We start from the raw sequence: 17,488 nt of genomic DNA, 5'->3' as shown, positions 1-17,488 counted from the left end.
CTTCTCGGAACGCTCCAGCTCGCCGCCGGCGAACAGCCGCGCGAGCGGCCCGCCCCGCGGCGGCCTCTCCCGTTCCGGGGCGCCGTGCGGCGGTGCGGTCAGTACTTGATCAGGCCGCGGATGTTCTTGCCGTCCCGCATGTCCTGGTAGCCCTGGTTGACCTCGTCCAGGGTGTAGGTCTTGGTGACCAGCTCGTCCAGCTTGAGCTTGCCCTCCTCGTACAGGCGCAGGAGGCGGGTGACGTCGCGGCGCGGGTTGGCGTTGCCGAAGATGCAGCCGACCAGCTCCTTGCGCTGCATCGCCAGGTCGAACAGGTTGAGCTTGACGTCCTCCTGCATGACGGGCGCGACGGCCGTGACGACGCCGCGGCCGCCCTTGGTGACCATGCCCATCATCGGGCCGATGAGGTCGCCGGTGGCGGTGCCCACCGTCAGGATGACCTTGTCGGCGTTGGCGCCCCAGGTCATCTCGGCGACCATCGCCTGGGCCTCCTCGATGGAGGCGGCGCTGTGCGTGGCGCCGAAGACGCTGGTGGCCTTCTCCCGCTTCCACTCGACCGGGTCGACCGCGATGACGTGCCGGGCGCCGGCCATCGCCGCGCCCTGCACCGCGTTCATGCCGATGCCGCCGATCCCGATCACCACGACGGTGTCGCCCGCGCGCACACCGGCGGCGTTGACCGCCGAGCCCCAGCCGGTGGTGACGCCGCAGCCGACCAGCGCGGCCTTGTCGAGCGGGATCCAGTCGTCGATCTTGATGACGGACGACTCGTTGACCACCGTGTACGGCTCGAACGTGCCGGTGCAGCACATCGTGCCGAGGTCCTCGCCGTTCTTGGAGTGGTGCCGCGAGGTCATGTCGCTGATCTGCCGGCCCGACAGCAGGAACGCGCCGAGGTCGCAGATGTGCTGGCGGCCCTGCGCGCAGGACGGGCAGCGGCCGCAGGCCGGGATGAACGACAGGACGACGTGGTCGCCCTCCTTCACCGAGGTGACCCCGGGGCCGACCTCCACGATCTCGCCGGCGCCCTCGTGCCCGCCGATGACCGGGAACTGCTTCCAGCCCATCAGGTCGGCGATCTCCTTGTCGATCACCATGTCGCCGGTGACCATGTGCTCGTCGGAGTGGCACAGGCCGGACGCCGCGAGCTTGACCTTGACCTCACCCGCCTTGGGGTCGTCGAGTTCGATGTCCTCGACGCTCCATTCGGTGTTCTTGTCCCACAGGATCGCCGCTCGAGTCTGCACGGGGCCCCCTCGCTGGTTCAGGCTGAAGATTCGTCAAAAATAGACGTTTCCGGGGCTACCTGTCGACATCCGAATCGGATTATGTTCACGCCCCCGTGCCCGGTTCCGACCAGGGCGTCCGGCGGCCCTCCCGCACCCGTCCGCAGGGCGGTGACCACGCGCGTTCCGTGTCCGCAGGGTGACGGAGCGAGGGCGCGTGGTCCTCCGTCCGGCGCCCGTCCCGCCGCTTTCTCAGAACCTTCTGAGAACTCCGGCCTACCGTCTGCGGCGTTCGATCGGCGAGTCGACGGAGGCTGCACGGTGGACGGAATCCGGGACTACCTCGTTATCGGCGCGGGACCGGCGGGCCTGCAACTCGGCCATCTGCTGCGGCGCGCGGGCCGCGACCACACCATCCTGGAGGCCGGGCCCGGCCCGGGGACCTTCTACCGCACGTTCCCCCGGCACCGCCGGATGATCTCCATCAACAAGCCGCACACCGGGTGGACCGATCCCGAGCTGAACCTGCGGATGGACTGGAACTCGATGCTCAGCGACGTTCCGGACCTGCTGCTGAGCAAGTACACCGACGCCTACTTCCCGCACGCGGACGACTACGTCCGCTACCTGGCCGACTACGCCTCGACGCTGAAGCTGGACGTGCGGTGCGATACCCGGGTCGTCAACGTCGCCAAGGACGGGCACTTCAAGGTCACCGACCAGCACGGCGAGGTCCACGAGGCCAGGCGGGTCGTCGTCGCGACGGGGTTCGGGAAGCAGAACGTCCCCGCGATCCCGGGGATCGAGGGCGTCGAGCACTACTCCAGCGTCTCGGTCGACCCCGACGACTTCACCGACCAGCGCGTCCTCATCCTTGGCAAGGGCAACTCGGCGTTCGAGACCGCGGACGCGCTGACCGAGCGGGCCGCCGTCATCCACGTCATCGGGCCGAGCGACGTCAAGTTCGCGTGGCGGACCCACTTCATCGGCCACCTGCGCGCGGTGAACAACAACTTCCTCGACACCTACCAGCTGAAGACGCAGAACATGGTCCTGGACGGCCGCGTCGAGCGCATCGACCGCGCCGGCGGCGCCTACCGGGCCCGCATCGCCTACGCGCGGCGGGACAAGGTCGTCACGCTGGAGTACGACCGGGTCATCAACTGCACGGGCTTCCGGATGGACGCGTCCATCTTCGACGCGACGTGCCGCCCGCGCCTGGTCATCGACGACCGGTTCCCCGACCTCACCACGCGGTGGGAGTCGGTGAACGTCCCGGACCTGTTCTTCGCCGGGACGATCACGCAGTCGCGCGACTTCAAGAGGTTCACCAGCGCGTTCCTGCACGGGTTCCGGTACGGCGTCCGCGCGCTGCACCGGATGCTGGAGCAGCGGTACGAGGGGGTGCCCTGGCCGGAACGCGAGCTTCCGGCCGAGCCCGGCGCCCTCGCCGACGCCGTGCTGGAGCGGATCAACCGGACGTCGGCCCTGTGGCAGCAGTACGGCTTCCTCTGCGACGTGATCGCGGTCGGCGACGGCGGCGCCCGCTACCTGGAGGAGTTGCCGCTCGACCACGTCCCCGAGCACATGGCGGGCGAGGACGAGCGGGACTGGTTCACCGTCAGCCTGGAATACGGCGCCGGGCACGCCTCCATCGACCCGTTCGACATCGAGGCGGGGCGGGCGTGGGAGGCCGACCCGTCCAAGGAGGACCGCTACCTGCACCCGGTGATCCGCTACTACCGGGACGGGGAGCTCGCCGGGCGGCTGCTGCTCCCGGAGGACGTCTGCAACGACTGGTCCGGCGAGGAGGAGTTCCGCGAACCGCTCCGCGCCTTCGCCGCGTCCGCGCTCGCCCCGGTGACGGCCTGACATGGGCGCCCCGGTCAACGTCCGCGAGTTCGAGGACCTCGCGCGCGAGCGGCTCGACCCGGTCCACTACGACTACTTCGCGTCCGGTGCGCAGGACGAGGTGACCGTCCGCGCCAACGAGGCGGCGTTCGCGCGCCTCTCCCTGGTCCCGCGGGTGCTGCGCGGTGCGGGGGCGCCGCGGCTGGACGTCACGCTGCTGGGGGACGAGGCGTCGATGCCGGTGCTGCTGGCGCCGACCGCGTTCCACCGGCTCGCGCACCCGGACGGCGAGCGGGCGACGGCGCGCGCCGCCGCGAAGGCCGGCGTCATCATGATCGCGGCGATGCTGTCGACGGTCGCGATCGAGGAGGTCGCGGCGGAGGCGCGCAAGGCGGCGCCCGACCCGGCGCTGTGGTTCCAGCTGTACCCGCAGCCCGACATGGCGTTCACGGAGGCGATCGTGCGGCGCGCGGAGGCGGCGGGGTGCCGCGCGCTCGTCGTCACCGCCGACTCGCCCGCGCTCGGCCGCAACGAGCGCGGCGACCGCAACGGCTTCCACGACCTGCCGCCCGGCGTGCGCTGCGAGAACCTGCGCGAGCCGGGGGACCCGGCGCGGACCGGCCACGTCCGGCAGGTCGTGCTGTCGCCGGAGCTGTGCTGGGACGACCTCGACCGGCTGCGCGGCATCACGGACCTGCCGATCGTCGTCAAGGGCGTGCTGCATCCGGACGACGCCCGGCTCGCCGTCGAGCGCGGCGCCGACGCGGTCATCGTGTCCAACCACGGCGGCCGGCAGCTGGACACGGCGCCCGCGTCGGTCGCCCGGTTGCCGCTGGTCGCGGACGCCGTCGCGGGACGGGTGCCGGTGCTGCTCGACGGGGGCGTGCGGCGCGGCACCGACGCGGTCAAGGCGCTCGCGCTCGGCGCGGACGCGGTCGCGATCGGCCGTCCCGCGCTGTGGGGCCTCGCCGCCGCCGGCGAGGACGGGGTCGCGGACGTCCTCGGGCTGCTGCGGCGGGAGCTGGAGAACGCCCTCACCCTGTGCGGCTGCGCGGCCCCGGCGGACGCGGGGCGCGGGCTCGTCCAGGAGGGGCCGTGCTGATCGCGGCCGTCGCGGTGGCGGTCCTGGCGGTGCTCGCGAGCCTGCCGTTCTGGCTGCCGCGGGCGGTGGTCGCGCTGCGCGTGCGGATCTTCGCGCGGGTCAACGGCGAGGAGGGCGTCCCGATCCCCGGCGACCTGGTCGGCGCCGACCGGTTCCGCGAGGTCTACGCCCATCCGGCGGCGGACGGGCGCAGCGCGGGCGCGCCGCTGTCCGACCTGTTCTGGTACTGGCTGGCGCCGGGCCCGCACGTCCACCAGGAGCACCTGGAGCCGGGGGAGCGCTACGAGGAGGTCGCCCGCGCGACCCGGCGGATCCTGGCGCGGCCGAAGGGCGAGGCCGCGGACCTCGCGCGACGCTGCGCCTCGCGCGTGCTGGACGAGCGCGGGCCGGGGCTCGTCCGCCTGCGCGACCTGATGATGCCGGTCTGGGCGGAGTTCTCCTACGAGCTGGTGTTCGGCGAGCCGTGCCCGCGCCACGCCCGCGACCTGATCGTCGCGAACGCCGACGACGTCATCACCGCGCTGAAGTGCTGCGGGCTGCGGCACATGGACCGGCGGGACCGGCTGACCGCCTACCTGCGGGACCGGCTCGGCGACGTCCGCCACCCCCTCCCCGCGTCGCTGACGAAGGAGGAGCAGGCCTTCTACCTGCAAGGGACGTTCTTCAACACGGCCGTGGTGCAGATGTCGGAGGCGATGGCGCACCTGCTGATGGCGATCGCCCAGCATCCGGACGTGCAGCACCGCCTCGCCGGCGACCCCGCCGACGGCGCCTACCTCGACCGCGTCATCGAGGAGAGCATGCGCCGCTTCCCGCTGTTCGGCATCGCGCACCGGATCACCTCGGCGGACATCGCCGTGGACGAGCGGACCACCCTGCCCGCCGGGTCCGTGCTGTGCTTCAACTACCCCGAGTTCCACGCGACCGGCTTCGAGGACCCCGACCGCTTCGACCCCGGACGGTGGGAGCGCATCGCGGTGCGGGACGCCAACCACATCCCGTTCGGCGTCACGGCGAACCGGCCCTGCCCCGCGCGGGGCGTCGCGCCCGCCGCGATGCGGGCCGTGACGCGGGAGACGCTGCGCCGCTTCGCGCTGGCGTCGTCGGCCGCGCACACCCGCTCCCTCCCGAACCGGGGGCCGTGCCTGCTCGCGCCGCGCGGCGCCCCGGCCGCCCGCCGCGACGGCGTCCGGCTCGTGCTGCTGCGGCTGCGCGACCGGTGGGAGGACGTGTGGCGCAGCCTCGTCCAGCTGGTCTGCGGCACGTACATGGTGCTGGACGCCCGGCGGCAGCGGCTCGCCGCCGCCTATTTCGAGAACCCGCGAACCGCAGGAGAGGAAGGCTGACCGCGTTGGACGACGAACTCCCCGCCGAGGCGCGCCTGCGCCGCCCGGACGGCGCCCCGCACGACCGCTTCCTCTCTTCCTACCGGGCCCGGATGGGCTACCGCGGGCAGGCGCTCGTCCCGCCGGCGGTGTTCGGCGTCGAGGACGCGGTCGACATCCACTGCCACGCCCACGAGGGCCAGCAGGACGCGCTCGCCATCGCGAAGCTCGCGTCGGCGAGCGGGATGAAGGGGCTGCTGTTCAAGAGCGTCGTCGGCATGAACCGGCCGGACGCGCCCGGCCCGGCGGCCGTCGTCCGCGAGGTCGAGGCCGACCTCGGGAAGTGGTGCGAGGAGCACGGCATCGAACCGGTGCGGCTGTGGTCGGGATGGATCGCCACCGACACCCGCGGGATGCCGCTGCCCGAGGCCGCGCGCCGCGCGATCGAGGACGGCGCGTCCGCGATCTGGATGCCGGTCTTCCGCAGCGCCAACACGCTGCACAAGGTCGGCGGGCTGCCCGTCTGGTGGGGCGAGGACTCCCGCGAGTGGAGCGACCCGCTGCCCTGGCCGGACGCCCTGCGCGCCGGCGCGTACACGCTCGACGACCGCGGCGCGCTGAAACGCGAGTACAAGGAGGTCTTCCGCATCGCCGCCGACCACGACGTGATGGTCTCGTTCGCGCACGCCACGCACGAGGAGATCTACGCGATGGCGGACGAGGTCCGCGATCTCGGTATCACGAAGGCCGTCATCGACCACCCGTTCAGCCCGTTCATCGACCTGTCCCTGGACCAGATGCGCGAGCTGGCGTCCGCCGGGATCACCATGAACTTCACCTACGACGAGATCTCGCCGCTGCTCGGCGTCGACCCGGCCCGGATGTGCGCGGCGATCCAGGCGCTCGGCACCCGGCACGTGACGCTGTCCAGCGACGCCGGCGAGCCGCTGTTCCCCAACACCGTCGAGGCGCTCCGCCTGCTCCGCGCCCACATGCGCGCGTTCGGGCTGAGCGACGAGCAGGTGCACGAGACCAGTTCGGTCAACCCGTCCCGGCTGCTGAAGGCGGACGCGTGAACGAGATGCTCGTCGGCGGCGCCCTCACCGCCTCGCCGCGCACGTTCGGCGTCGTCGACCCGGCGACGGGCGAGGAGTTCGACCGCGCCCCCGACTGCGACGACACCACCCTTGACGCGGCGGTCCGCGCGGCGAACGATGCCTGGCCGGTCTGGCGGGCCGACGCCGGCGCACGCCGCGCGTGCCTGGCGGCGGCTGCCGCCGCGCTGCGCGAGGCGGCGGGCGAACTGGCCCCGATCCTGACCGCCGAGCAGGGCAAGCCGCTGCGGGACGCCGAGAACGAGGTGGCGCGCGCCGCCGCCCGCTTCCAGCACCTCGCGGACCTCGAGATCGCCCCGGACGTCATGCCCGGGACCGGCGGCGAGCGCGTCGAGGTGCACTGGCGCCCGGTCGGCCCCGTCGCCGCCATCGCGCCGTGGAACTTCCCGCTGCAGCTCGGCGCCGCGAAGGTCGCGCCCGCGCTGGCCGCCGGCTGCACGGTCGTGCTCAAGCCGTCGCCGCACACGCCGCTGGCGACGCTCGCGATGGGCCGCGTGCTGGCCGGGATCTTCCCGCCCGGCGTGCTCAACGTGGTCGCGGGCGCCGACCCGCTGGGGGAGCGCCTCGCCGCCCACCCCGGCATCCGCAAGATCAACTTCACCGGGTCGGCGGCGACCGGCCGGCATGTCGCCGCCACCGCCGCGCCTGACCTCAAGCGCCTCACCCTGGAGCTCGGCGGCAACGACGCCGCGATCGTCCTGGACGACGCCGACGTGGACGCCGTCGCCGAAGGCCTGTTCTGGAGCGCCTTCGCCAACTGCGGCCAGATCTGCATGGCGGTCAAGCGCGTCTACGCCCCCGCCGCACTCCACGACGACCTCGTCGGCGCGCTCGCCGAACGCGCCGCGAAGGCCGTCGTCGGCGACGGCATGGACCCCGCCACGCAGATCGGGCCGATCGCCAACCGCCCGCAGTACGAGCGCGTGCGCGGCCTCGTCGCCGAGGCCCTGGCGGGCGGCGCCCGCGCCGCCGTCGGAGGCGCCCCGCTCGACCGTCCCGGGTTCTTCTTCGCCCCGACCGTCCTGGCCGGCGCCGAGGCGGGCATGCGGATCGTCGACGAGGAGCAGTTCGGGCCCGCGCTGCCCGTCGTCCGCTACCGCGACGTCGACGAGGCCGTCGCCCTCGCCAACGCGACCCCGTACGGCCTCTGCGGGTCCGTCTGGGGCGCCGACACGGGCCGCGCCGCCGCCGTCGCCGCGCGCCTCGACTGCGGCACCGCCTGGGTCAACGGGCACATGCGGATGTCGCTCGACGAGCCGTTCGGCGGCACCAAGCACAGCGGCCTCGGGGTCTCCGGCGGCCCGTGGGGTGTGCGGGCGCACTGCGAGCCGTTCGTCCTGCACGTCCCCGCGCCCTGAGCCGGAGGCGGCCTCCGCGCGGTCTCGCCATCAAGATCAAGCGCGTGGAATCCTGGGGGCGTGGACGCGCATCCGCCCCGGATCCTCCTCGTCGAGGACGACCCCGAGATCGCGGGGATGCTGGACGAGCTGCTCACCGGCGAGGGCTACCGCGTCGAGGTCGCCCCCGACGGCCACCGCGGGCTGCACCTCGCGCTCGCCCGCGCCTACGACGTGCTGGTGGTCGACCGGCTGCTGCCCGGCCTCGACGGCCTGGACGTGCTGCGCCGGATCCGCGGGAAGGGCGTCGCCACCCCGGTGCTCGTGCTCACCGCGCTCGGCACCGTCGCCGACCGGGTCGCCGGCCTCGACTCCGGCGCCGAGGACTACCTCGTCAAGCCGTTCGAGGTGGACGAGCTGCTCGCGCGGGTCCGGGCGCTGCGCCGCCGGCACGCCGACCGGACCGCGACACTGCCGCTCGGCGCCGGGGAGCTCGACCTGGTGCGGCACCGGGCCCGGCTCGCCGACGGCACCGAGCACGAGCTGTCCGCCCGCGAGTTCGAGCTGCTGCGCGTCCTCGCCGGCCGGCCCGGCATGGTGTTCAGCCGCGCGGAGCTGCGCGAGCGGGTCTTCGCGGAGACCACCTCGGAGTCGATCGTGGACACCTACGTCCACTACCTGCGGCGCAAGCTCGGCCGCGGCACCGTCCGGACCGTCCGCGGCCTCGGCTACCGGGCGGGGGAGCTGTGAGGACGCGGAGGGGAGGCCCCATGGACGGGCCGGACGCGCGGGTGCTGTCCCGGGTCGGCTGGGTCCTCACCCTGCAGCTCGCGGCGGCGGTCACCGTCGTGATCGCGCTCGTCGGGGCGCTCGTCTACCTGGCGATGAGCGCCGGGCAGCGCAGCGACGCCGAGCGCGACCTGCGGCACGTGATCGCCGCGAACGCCGTCGAGAACGCGCCGCCGTGCGTGTGGATGTTCGCCGTGGAGAACGGCGGCACGCGCCGCACACCGAACGCGCCCGCCGGGCTGCCCGTCCGCGCCGACCTCGACGCGCCCGGCACGGTCGTGCGGGAACACCGCGTCGACGGGATCAGCTACCTGGTGCGCACCGAGCATCACGGGCCGGTCGTCCTGCAGGCCGCGCTCGACCGCCGCTACCAGATCCAGGAACGGCACCGGCTCTACAAGGCGCTCGGCGTCGCCGAGGTCGGCGGGCTGCTCGCCGCGCTCGTCACCGGCCTGCTGCTGGCGCGACGGGCGATCTCGCCGCTGGCCGAGGCGCTCGACCGGCAGCGCCGGTTCGTCGCCGACGCCAGCCACGAGCTGCGCACCCCGCTGACGCGCCTGCACGTCCGGGCGCAGCTGCTGGCGCGGCGCACCGGGCCGGGCGCGCTCGGCGACGAGCTCGGCGCCATCGTCTCCGACACCCGGCAGTTCGGCGAGGTGATCGAGGACCTGCTGCTGTCGGCCCGGCTCCGCCCGCACGCCGTGGAGGGGCGGGCCGTCGACCTCGCCGAGATCGTCGCCTCCCTGGTGGACGCCGAATCCGTCCGGGCGCGGGAGCAGCACGTCGTGCTGGACGTCGCGGGCGCCGCCACGCCGCAGATCGTCGACGGCGTCGCGTCCGCGCTGCGCCGCGTCGTGGGCGCGCTGCTCGACAACGCCATCGGGCACACCCCGCCCGGCGGGCGCGTCGCGGTGGTGCTCGCCCGCGACGGCGGCCGGATCGAGCTGACCGTCCGCGACGACGGCGTCGGCTTCGACCCCGCCGACGCCGAACGGATCTTCCAGCGCTTCACCCGCGGCGCGCAGGGCCGGGGCCGCCGGTTCGGGCTGGGGCTCGCGCTCGTCCGCGAGGTCGTGGAGAGCCACGGCGGGACGGTCGAGGCGTCCGGCCGCCCGGGCGCCGGCGCGTCGTTCACCGTCCGGCTGCCCGCCGCGTCCCCGGACGCCAAGCCCCGCCCGGCCGCGCGGCGCCGCCGCGCGGACACCGCACCGGCCCGCTAGCGCGCGTCGTTCCAGGCGCGGTCGAGGGCCTGCGCGAACGCCTCGGCCGGCTGCGCTCCGGACACGCCGTAGCGGCGGTCGAGGACGAAGAACGGCACGCCGGTGGCGCCGAGCCGCTGCGCCTCCCGCTGGTCGGCCTCCACCTCGGCGGTGAACTTCCCCGAGGCCAGCACGTCGCGGGCCGCCGCCGCGTCCAGCCCGGCCTCCGCCGCGACCTCGACCAGCGAGTCACGGTCGAACACCGAGCGCCGGTCGGTGAAATGCGCCTTGTAGAGCGCCTCCACCACGCCGTCCTGCACGCCCTGCTCGCCCGCGAGGTGCACGAGCCGGTGGGCGTCGGCGGTGTTGCCCACCTGTCCACCCTCCAGGTGGTACTCCAGGCCGACTCCGGCGGCGCGCTCCTCCATCTGCTGGTTCATCTGGACGGCCTGCTCGCGCGTCATGCCGTACTTGGTGGACAGCATGTCCGCCACGTCCTCCGTCCTGCCCGCCGGGTAGGACGGGTCGAGCTGGAACGCCCGGTAGGCGATCTCGACCTGGTCGCGGTGCTCGAATCCGCCGAGCGCCCGCTCGAACTGGCGCTTCCCGATGTAGCACCAGGGGCAGATGACGTCGGACCAGATCTCGACACGCATGGGACACCTTTCTCAAGGACGGTTGACCCACTGCAACGCCCGGCGGCCCGCATCGATTTCCGCTCACGCCCCCGGAGCGACCCCGACACGGACCGACGCGGACCGCGCCGCCTCCGCCAGCGCCGCGTCGAGGTCGTCCAGCGGGTGGACGGCGCCGAGCAGCGCCTCGACCGGCAGGCGCGCGGCGGCGGACTCGGTCCAGGCCGCGGCCTCCGCGAGGTCGGCGGGCGCGTAGTTGTGGACGCCCCGCACCGTGATCAGCCCCCGCACCAGGTCCTGCGCCTCCCAGTCCAGCGGCGCGCCGGGCGAGACGGTCCCGGCGAGCACGATGGTCCCGCCCGTCGCGGTGCGGGCCACCGCGCTCCGGGCCGCCGCGGGCGCACCGGACAGCTCGATGTAGAGATCGGCGGGCGGCGGCTCCGCGCCGGGATCGACGGCGTTCGCGGCACCCATCAGCCTCGCGGTCTCGCGGCGTCCCGGGTCGGGATCGACGGCCGTGACCGCCGCGCCCCGGCCGGCGAGCATCGCCGTCGCCAGCAGGCCGAGCAGGCCCGCGCCGCAGACCGTGACGTTCCGGCCGCGCACCTCGGCGCCGCCCGCCGAGGCGACCGCGACCGCCGTCGCCGTCGCGCATCCGAGTGGCGCCGCCAGCGCGGCGGGCAGCTCCCGGGACAGCACCGCGAGCGGGGTCCCGGCACGGACGAGCACGTGGCTGGCGTAGCCGCCCGACAGCGGCCCGGCCTCCGCCAGCGCCGCGTGCCCGTACTTGAACAGCCGCTCGCACTTCTGCGGCAGGCCGCGGACGCAGCGCGGGCAGGCACCGCACGCCGCGTAGATCCCGACCGCGACCCGGTCCCCGACCGCGACGGCCCGTCCGCGAACATCGCGCGGAGCCGGGCCGTCGCCGAGGCCGACGACACTGCCCACGGTCTCGTGGCCGAGCACCCCGGGCACCGGCCCGGGACGGCGCCCCGAGACGGTGTGCAGGTCCGAGCCGCAGATCGTCGCGAGCTCCACCTCGACCAGCGCCTCGCCCGGCGCAAGATCAGGCGGATCCACCGCGACCGCCCGGTGCCGCCCGCCCACGCCCGGCCACACCATGGCGAGCGCGGTCACGGCGCCAGCCTGCGCCGGACGAACGAGCTGAGCAGGTCCACCGCCACGACCAGCACGAGCACCATCAGGATGTAGGTCAGCATCTGGTCGAACCGGAACTCCTGGATCGACTGGTTGATGAGGAACCCGATGCCGCCGGCGCCGACCAGGCCGAGCACCAGCGACGCCCGCACGTTGACGTCCAGCCGGTACAGCACCAGCCCGACCAGCTGCGGCACGCACGCCGGCAGCACCGCGTGCGCGACGAGCTGCGCGCGGCTCGCCCCGGCGATCCGCAGCGCCTGCGCCGGGCCGTCGTCGACCTCCTCCATCGCCTCGGACCACAGCTTGCCCATCACGCCGGTGTTGTTGCAGATCAGCGCGAGGACCCCCGCGAACGGGCCGAGCCCGACCGCGGTCACGAAGATCAGCGCGAACACCACGTCCGGCACGGCGCGCAGGAACGACATGACGCCCCGCGCCGCCTGGTAGACGGCGGCGTTCCCGTTGACGGCGCGCGACCCGAGCGCGCACAGCACGATCGTGAACGGGATGGACAGCGTCGTCCCGAGCAGCCCGATCCACAGCGTCACCAGGCAGGCGTGCAGGCCGTCCTTGACGACGGGATCCCACGCGAGGTCCGGCGGGAACGCCTCGGAGACGAACCGGACCATGCCGTGCCAGCCGTCGACGAGCATCCCGAGGTCCATGCCGGTGCCGATCCACGCGGCGACGTGCAGCGCCACGAGGACCGCGATGACGGTGCCGCCGATCGCCAGCGTGCGCGGGCTGCGCCGCCGCGGCGGCACCGGCAGCCGCTCCGGCGCGCGGTCGGTCACGAGGACGCTCATGCGGGGACCTCCTCGTCCACGGCATAGAGAGAGGACACCTGCTCCTGGGACACGTCCGCCGACGGGCCGGCGAACACGATCCGGCCGCCGCGCAGCCCGACGAGCCGGTCCGCGTGGCGGCGGGCCAGTTCCGGCTGGTGCAGCACCGCCGCGACCGCGATCGACTCCGTCCGGGCGAGGTCGGTCATCACGGTCATGACGTTCTCGGCGGCGGACGGGTCGAGCGCGGAGACCGGCTCGTCCGCCAGCAGCACCTCCGCGCGCTGGCACAGGGCCCGGGCGAGCGCGACCCGCTGCTGCTGCCCGCCGGACAGCGCGGCGACCCGCTCGTGCGCCCGGTCGGCCAGGCCGACGCGGTCCAGGCACGCCATCGCCTCCTCGCGCAGCTCGCGCGGGAACGCGGCGGGCGCCCAGGACCGGCGCAGCGGCAGCCGGCCGAGCGCCCCCGCGCAGACGTTGTCCAGCGCCGTCCGGCGCCGCACCAGGTGGATCTGCTGGAACACCATGGCGACGCGGGTGCGGGCGCGGTCGGCCGCCCGGGACCCGTCGAGCAGGTCCGCGCCGAACACCCCGGCCCGTCCCGCGTCGGGACGCACCAGCCCGACCACGCACTTCAGCGCGGTCGACTTGCCCGACCCGTTGGCGCCGAGGACCGCGACCACCTCCCCGGGCGCCACGTCGAGGTCGAAACCGGACAGCACCGTGCGGCCGCCGAAGGACTTGCGCAGGCCGCGGACCGTGAGCGCGTTGGCGGTCATGGCCCTACAGGTTCTTCTCGGTGAGGCCGAGCGTCTTCGCCAGGTCGAACAGCGGCTGGTACGTCTGCTTCGTCACCGGGACGAGCGGGCCCGGCTCGACGTCGAGGAACGCGCCCGCCTTCGCCACGTCCTGCGGGGACAGCGAGGTCAGCGCGGCGACGAGCTTCTTCTTGAACGCCGGGTCGAGGTCCTTGGCGACGCTGATCGGGTCGTTCGGGATGGGGTCGGACGCCCAGATCTGCTTGTACTTCGCGGCGTCGAACTGGTGCTCCGACGTCGACGTGGCCTGCTGCTGGGTGTTGATCTCCGCCGCGTCGACCTTCCCGTACGTCAGCGCGAGCAGCGACTGCGGGTGGCCGCCGGCGTACTGGAGCTTCACGTCGGACTCCGACAGCCCCGCCTTCCGGATGGCGTAGCGGGGCAGCGCGTCGCCCGACGTCGACCCCGCGTCCGAGAGGGCGAGCGTGCGGCCCTTGAGGTCGGCGACGGTCGCGACCGGGCTGTCCTTCTTCACCCAGATGCCCGCCTTGTACGTCGACACGGAACCGTCCGGGTTGCCGAAGGACACCACGGGCTGCGCGCCGGTGCGCTGCGACGCGAACACGAACCCGAGCGGCCCGAACTGCGCCACGTCGAGCTTCTTGTTCTGCAGCGCGAGCACCTCGGCGGAGTAGCCCTGCACGATCTGCACCTCGACGGGGCAGCCCAGCTTGGCCTCAAGGGCCTTGCCCAGCGTCTTGTAGGCGGGCGTCAGCTTGGCGGCGTCCTCGAACGGCTCGACGCCGAAGCGGACCTTGCCGCCGGGGCAGGACCCCTTGGCGTCGTCGGACGAGCCGCCGCCGCAGCCCGTCAGGGCGAGGGCGAGCGACGCGGCCATCGCGATGGAGAGCCGGAAACGGCGCATGGAAAGGCCTTTCATCAGAACAGCGAATCCAGGACGGCGGAAGCCAGCCCATGGGAGATGGTCATGCCGATGCCGGAGGTGACCGAGACGGCGCGGACGCCGCCGGCCACCTCCGTGTCGAGGACGGCGGCGGGCGCCGAGGCGTACTGGCCGCGCCAGCGGCGCAGCACCCGCAGCGACGGGACGCCGAGCAGCCGCGCGCCCTCGCGCAGCAGCAGCTCCGCCGTCTCCTCGTCGTCGAACGGCGCGTGGGTGGCGGAGTAGTGGTGGGTGTCGCCGAGCACGATCGCGCCGTCCGGACGCTGGGTGAACATCAGGTTCACGCCGGCGTCCAGCAGCTCGGGGGACTCCGCCGCGACGGCCTCCCGCAGCGCGGCGGCCGACGGCCGCCCGGCGAACCCGTCGTAGCGCAGCAGCGACAGCCCGGTCAGCACGCCCGGCGCGACCCGGACACCCCCCGGGGGCGCGACCTCCAGCATCCGCAGCAGGCAGCGGGTCATTCCCGCCGCGTCGGCGACGTCCGGCAGCAGCCGGTCGAGGTCGTGGCCGACGGCGAGGACCGTCCGCGCGGCCCGCACGTCCCCCCGCGTCGTGCGGACCAGGCCCGGCTCCACCGCCAGCACGCTGGTCCGCCACGCGATCGGCACGCCCTGCCCGGCCAGCCAGCCGGCCAGCGCAGGGATCACCGTAGGCGAGTCCAGCCGCAGGTCGAGAGGCAGATGCGCACCGCCCAACGCCTTCACGCCGGGCAGGCGCCGCGCGACGCCCGCCGCGTCCAGCAACCGCACCTGCTCGCCGCCCCGCAGTGCGGCGAACTCCTCCAGGACGGCCATCTCCTCCGGCCGCCGCGCGACCACGAGCGTGCCGGACTCGGCGACGTCGAAGCCGGCCTTGGCGGCCAGCCAGAGCCAGCGTTCGCGCCCGGCCAGCGCGTACCGGAGCGCGTCGCCGTCCTGGGGCGTCACGCAGACATGGCCGAAGTTGCGGACCGAGGCGCCGGCGGCGAAGGCGTCGCGGTCGACGACCGCGACCGCGAGCCCGCGCAGGTGCGCCTCGACGGCGTGCGCCAGCCCGACGACGCCGGCACCGACCACGAGCAGATCCACGGGAGTGGCGGGAAGGGGGGACATGGCCCCGAGACTCGGACCGGCACACCCGCCCCGTCAACCGCCCGCAGCGACTTGTACAAACAAGTTAACCGCCCGTTCACCTGCAAAAACAACGACGTTTCCACACATTGACAGCCCAACGACCCGCCCTTGTATGGTCAGCCCATGCCGTCGGGATCACTGCACGCCAAGCTCGCCGACGCGCTGCGGGAACGGATCGTCTCCGGCGCTCTAGCCGTGGGGGAGCCGCTGCCGTCGGAGGCCCGGCTCGTCGAGGAGTTCGGGACCTCCCGCGGCACCGTCCGGCAGGCGCTGTCCACGCTGCGCAACGAGGGCCTCATCGAGGGCGGCCAGGGCCGCCGCCCCATCGTCCGCCGGCGGCCGATGGGCCAGCCGTTCGAGACGTTCCTGTCCTTCTCCGCCTGGGTGGAGCGCTCCGGGCACCGGCCCGGCCAGCGCACCATCGAGCTGGCCCGCCGCGGCGCCGACCCGGTCGCCGCGGACGCGCTGCGCCTGGAGCCGGGCGAACCGGTCATCGACGTGCTGCGGCTCCGGCTCCTCGACGACGAGCCCGTCATGCTGGAACGCAGCACGTTCGTGCTGGACATCGGCCTGCTGCTGTTCGACTTCGACCCCGACGCCGGCTCCATCTACGCGGGCCTGCTGGCCCGCGGCGTGGAGATCGTCGCCGCCACCCACACCATCGACGCGATCGCCGCCCCCGCCGAGGACGCGCGCCTGCTCGGCGTCCCCAAGGGCGGCCCGCTGCTGCGCGAGCGCCGCACGGCGAGCCTGGCGGACGGCCGTCCCGTGGAGTACGGCGACGACCGCTACCGCCCCGACCGCGCCACCTTCACCATCGCGAACGAGCGGGCGCACCATCTCGCGCTCGTCCGCACCGTGCCCGAGACAGGAGAAGCCCTGTGACCTTCGAACTCGCCGCCCTCGACATGGCCGGCACCACCGTCCACGAGGGCGGCGCCGTGTACGCCGCGCTCGACCAGGCCGTCGCGGCGCACCTCGGCCGTCCCGTCCCCGCGGACGTCCTGCACCGCTGGACCGGCACCAGCAAGCACGAGGCCGTCGCCGGCCTCCTCACCGAACTGACCGGCACGGCGCCTCCCGCAGACGTCGAGACCGTCTACGCCGACTTCACCGTCCGCCTCACCAAGGCCTACGCGGCCGACCCCCCGAGGCCCGTGCCCGGTGTCCCGGAGGCCATCGCCGAGCTGCGCGCCGCGGGCGTCAGGGTCGTCCTGCAGACCGGCTACTCCCGCGACATCGCCGAGCCGATCCTGGACGCACTCGACTGGACCGTCGACGGCCTGGTGACCAGCGACGACGTCGCCGCCAGCCGTCCGGCCCCCTACATGATCTTCCACGCGATGGAACTGGCCGGCGTGACGAGCGTGGACCGCGTCCTCGTCGCGGGCGACACCCCCAACGACCTCGCCGCCGGCCGCAACGCGGGCGCCGCGTACGTCGTCGCCGTCACCACCGGAGCGAGCACCGCCACCGACCTGGGCCGCCACCCCCACACGCACCTTCTGGAGTCCGCCGCGGACCTGCCCGCCTTGCTCAGGCGATGACCCGCAGCCCGACGACCCCGGCGACGATCAGCAGCAGGCACACGATCCGCGCGAACGTCACGGGGTCGTGCAGGACGGCCATCCCGTAAACGGCCGCTCCGACAGCACCGATCCCCGTCCACACCGCATAAGCCGTCCCAAGCGGTAACGACTGCAACGCGTGCCCGAGCCCCACCATGCTCAACGCGAGCGCCACCAGGAACAGAACGGTAGGCCCCACCCGCGAGAACTGATGGGACGCCTCCAGCGCCGCCGCCCACACCGTCTCCATCGCCCCGGCCCCGATGAGGATCAGCCAGACCACGCCCCCGCCCCCTCCATCAAGATCACGCAGACTGCCTCCCCCCACCCGAACCATCTACACCCGCAAGGCAACAAGAGAAGGAGGGGCGAAGCCCCAAGGGGGCGAGGGGCGAAGCCCCAAAAGAAGCACCGCAGACCGCAAGCTGATCAAGAACCGCAACCACGGGGGGCGAGGGGCGAAGCCCCAAAAACAGAAGCACCGCAGACCGCAAGGTGACCAAGGAGGGCGCGAACTGCTTGGGGGTGCGCTCGGTCCACAGCGGCGCGTCCTCGTCGGCG

At 73.8% G+C, this 17,488-nt stretch carries 17 protein-coding genes; 9 read left to right on the top strand and 8 right to left on the bottom strand.

Annotated elements, in window-relative coordinates; translation table 11 throughout:
• Positions 1 to 98: 98 nt before the first annotated feature.
• Entirely contained in the window at positions 99 to 1,247 is a 1,149-nt protein-coding gene (locus AB0C78_RS48935; RefSeq protein ID WP_151545285.1) for an NDMA-dependent alcohol dehydrogenase, read from the bottom strand.
• Between the two features lie 300 nt (positions 1,248 to 1,547).
• Here AB0C78_RS48935 and AB0C78_RS48930 point away from each other — a divergent pair, with 300 nt between their 5' ends.
• The 7 genes from AB0C78_RS48930 to AB0C78_RS48900 are packed head-to-tail and all read left to right on the top strand — an operon-like array spanning position 1,548 to position 9,965.
• On the top strand, positions 1,548 to 3,098 hold the full coding sequence (locus tag AB0C78_RS48930) for an FAD-dependent oxidoreductase (protein ID WP_360762144.1): 1,551 nt from the start codon (positions 1,548 to 1,550) through the stop codon (positions 3,096 to 3,098).
• Position 3,099: 1 nt separating this feature from the next.
• Complete coding sequence (locus tag AB0C78_RS48925) at positions 3,100 to 4,179, top strand: alpha-hydroxy acid oxidase (RefSeq protein ID WP_360762141.1); 1,080 nt, start codon at positions 3,100 to 3,102, stop codon at positions 4,177 to 4,179.
• Positions 4,173 to 5,525 (top strand): cytochrome P450, encoded by a 1,353-nt coding sequence (locus tag AB0C78_RS48920; protein ID WP_360762139.1) that lies wholly within the window; start codon positions 4,173 to 4,175, stop codon positions 5,523 to 5,525. Before AB0C78_RS48925 ends, AB0C78_RS48920 begins: the two co-directional genes overlap by 7 nt.
• A gap of 5 nt (positions 5,526 to 5,530) precedes the next feature.
• Entirely contained in the window at positions 5,531 to 6,580 is a 1,050-nt protein-coding gene (locus AB0C78_RS48915; RefSeq protein WP_360762137.1) for a DUF6282 family protein, read from the top strand.
• 5 nt (positions 6,581 to 6,585) lie between these two features.
• Positions 6,586 to 7,977: an aldehyde dehydrogenase family protein gene (locus AB0C78_RS48910; RefSeq protein WP_360762147.1), complete on the top strand. Its 1,392-nt coding sequence runs from the start codon at positions 6,586 to 6,588 to the stop codon at positions 7,975 to 7,977.
• A 60-nt stretch (positions 7,978 to 8,037) separates the two neighbouring features.
• Complete coding sequence (locus AB0C78_RS48905) at positions 8,038 to 8,706, top strand: response regulator transcription factor (protein ID WP_360762136.1); 669 nt, start codon at positions 8,038 to 8,040, stop codon at positions 8,704 to 8,706.
• A gap of 20 nt (positions 8,707 to 8,726) precedes the next feature.
• Entirely contained in the window at positions 8,727 to 9,965 is a 1,239-nt protein-coding gene (locus AB0C78_RS48900) for a HAMP domain-containing sensor histidine kinase (RefSeq protein ID WP_360762134.1), read from the top strand.
• Here the strand turns inward: AB0C78_RS48900 and AB0C78_RS48895 are convergent.
• The 6 genes from AB0C78_RS48895 to AB0C78_RS48870 form a co-directional block, all read right to left on the bottom strand.
• On the bottom strand, positions 9,962 to 10,600 hold the full coding sequence (locus AB0C78_RS48895; protein WP_360762132.1) for a DsbA family oxidoreductase: 639 nt from the start codon (positions 10,598 to 10,600) through the stop codon (positions 9,962 to 9,964). The genes AB0C78_RS48900 and AB0C78_RS48895 overlap by 4 nt on opposite strands.
• Before the next feature lie 63 nt (positions 10,601 to 10,663).
• Positions 10,664 to 11,716 (bottom strand): alcohol dehydrogenase catalytic domain-containing protein, encoded by a 1,053-nt coding sequence (locus tag AB0C78_RS48890; protein WP_360762130.1) that lies wholly within the window; start codon positions 11,714 to 11,716, stop codon positions 10,664 to 10,666.
• The gene (phnE, locus tag AB0C78_RS48885) at positions 11,713 to 12,546 is read right to left on the bottom strand and encodes a phosphonate ABC transporter, permease protein PhnE (protein WP_360762128.1); all 834 of its coding nucleotides are present in this window, start codon (positions 12,544 to 12,546) and stop codon (positions 11,713 to 11,715) included. The genes AB0C78_RS48890 and phnE overlap by 4 nt, the downstream gene beginning before the upstream one ends.
• The gene (locus AB0C78_RS48880; RefSeq protein WP_151545292.1) at positions 12,543 to 13,304 is read right to left on the bottom strand and encodes an ATP-binding cassette domain-containing protein; all 762 of its coding nucleotides are present in this window, start codon (positions 13,302 to 13,304) and stop codon (positions 12,543 to 12,545) included. The genes phnE and AB0C78_RS48880 overlap by 4 nt, the downstream gene beginning before the upstream one ends.
• A gap of 4 nt (positions 13,305 to 13,308) precedes the next feature.
• Complete coding sequence (locus tag AB0C78_RS48875) at positions 13,309 to 14,223, bottom strand: phosphate/phosphite/phosphonate ABC transporter substrate-binding protein (RefSeq protein ID WP_360762126.1); 915 nt, start codon at positions 14,221 to 14,223, stop codon at positions 13,309 to 13,311.
• The gene (locus AB0C78_RS48870) at positions 14,223 to 15,338 is read right to left on the bottom strand and encodes a TIGR03364 family FAD-dependent oxidoreductase (RefSeq protein ID WP_360762124.1); all 1,116 of its coding nucleotides are present in this window, start codon (positions 15,336 to 15,338) and stop codon (positions 14,223 to 14,225) included. Before AB0C78_RS48870 ends, AB0C78_RS48875 begins: the two co-directional genes overlap by 1 nt.
• Positions 15,339 to 15,482: 144 nt before the next feature.
• Between AB0C78_RS48870 and AB0C78_RS48865 the strand changes: the two genes are divergently transcribed.
• Together AB0C78_RS48865 and AB0C78_RS48860 are read left to right on the top strand one after the other, a co-directional pair.
• Positions 15,483 to 16,244: a GntR family transcriptional regulator gene (locus AB0C78_RS48865; RefSeq protein ID WP_360762122.1), complete on the top strand. Its 762-nt coding sequence runs from the start codon at positions 15,483 to 15,485 to the stop codon at positions 16,242 to 16,244.
• Positions 16,241 to 16,906 carry a phosphonatase-like hydrolase gene (locus tag AB0C78_RS48860; RefSeq protein ID WP_360762120.1) on the top strand — a complete coding sequence of 222 codons (666 nt, stop codon included), beginning with the start codon at positions 16,241 to 16,243 and terminating at the stop codon, positions 16,904 to 16,906. The genes AB0C78_RS48865 and AB0C78_RS48860 overlap by 4 nt, the downstream gene beginning before the upstream one ends.
• On the opposite strand, the gene AB0C78_RS48855 is transcribed toward AB0C78_RS48860, so the two are convergent.
• Complete coding sequence (locus AB0C78_RS48855) at positions 16,896 to 17,210, bottom strand: SMR family transporter (RefSeq protein ID WP_360762118.1); 315 nt, start codon at positions 17,208 to 17,210, stop codon at positions 16,896 to 16,898. The two genes, AB0C78_RS48860 and AB0C78_RS48855, sit on opposite strands and share 11 nt — an antisense overlap.
• Between the last annotated feature and the right edge of the window lie 278 nt (positions 17,211 to 17,488).

This window comes from Actinomadura sp. NPDC048394 (assembly GCF_040651755.1).
GTDB lineage: Bacteria > Actinomycetota > Actinomycetes > Streptosporangiales > Streptosporangiaceae > Spirillospora > Spirillospora montaniterrae.
Note: the sequence above shows the minus strand (reverse complement) of the source record. Positions and strands in the feature narration are given on the sequence as shown.

What these genes read in the sequence shown, in the direction of transcription:
- AB0C78_RS48925 (WP_360762141.1), top strand. Translation starts at nt 3,100, where the DNA reads ATGGGCGCCCCGGTCAACGTCCGCGAGTTCGAGGACCTCGCGCGCGAG.
- AB0C78_RS48910 (WP_360762147.1), top strand. Translation starts at nt 6,586, where the DNA reads ATGCTCGTCGGCGGCGCCCTCACCGCCTCGCCGCGCACGTTCGGCGTC.
- AB0C78_RS48900 (WP_360762134.1), top strand. Translation starts at nt 8,727, where the DNA reads ATGGACGGGCCGGACGCGCGGGTGCTGTCCCGGGTCGGCTGGGTCCTC.
- AB0C78_RS48895 (WP_360762132.1), bottom strand. Translation starts at nt 10,600, where the DNA reads ATGCGTGTCGAGATCTGGTCCGACGTCATCTGCCCCTGGTGCTACATC.
- phnE (WP_360762128.1), bottom strand. Translation starts at nt 12,546, where the DNA reads ATGAGCGTCCTCGTGACCGACCGCGCGCCGGAGCGGCTGCCGGTGCCG.
- AB0C78_RS48880 (WP_151545292.1), bottom strand. Translation starts at nt 13,304, where the DNA reads ATGACCGCCAACGCGCTCACGGTCCGCGGCCTGCGCAAGTCCTTCGGC.
- AB0C78_RS48875 (WP_360762126.1), bottom strand. Translation starts at nt 14,223, where the DNA reads ATGAAAGGCCTTTCCATGCGCCGTTTCCGGCTCTCCATCGCGATGGCC.
- AB0C78_RS48870 (WP_360762124.1), bottom strand. Translation starts at nt 15,338, where the DNA reads ATGTCCCCCCTTCCCGCCACTCCCGTGGATCTGCTCGTGGTCGGTGCC.
- AB0C78_RS48865 (WP_360762122.1), top strand. Translation starts at nt 15,483, where the DNA reads ATGCCGTCGGGATCACTGCACGCCAAGCTCGCCGACGCGCTGCGGGAA.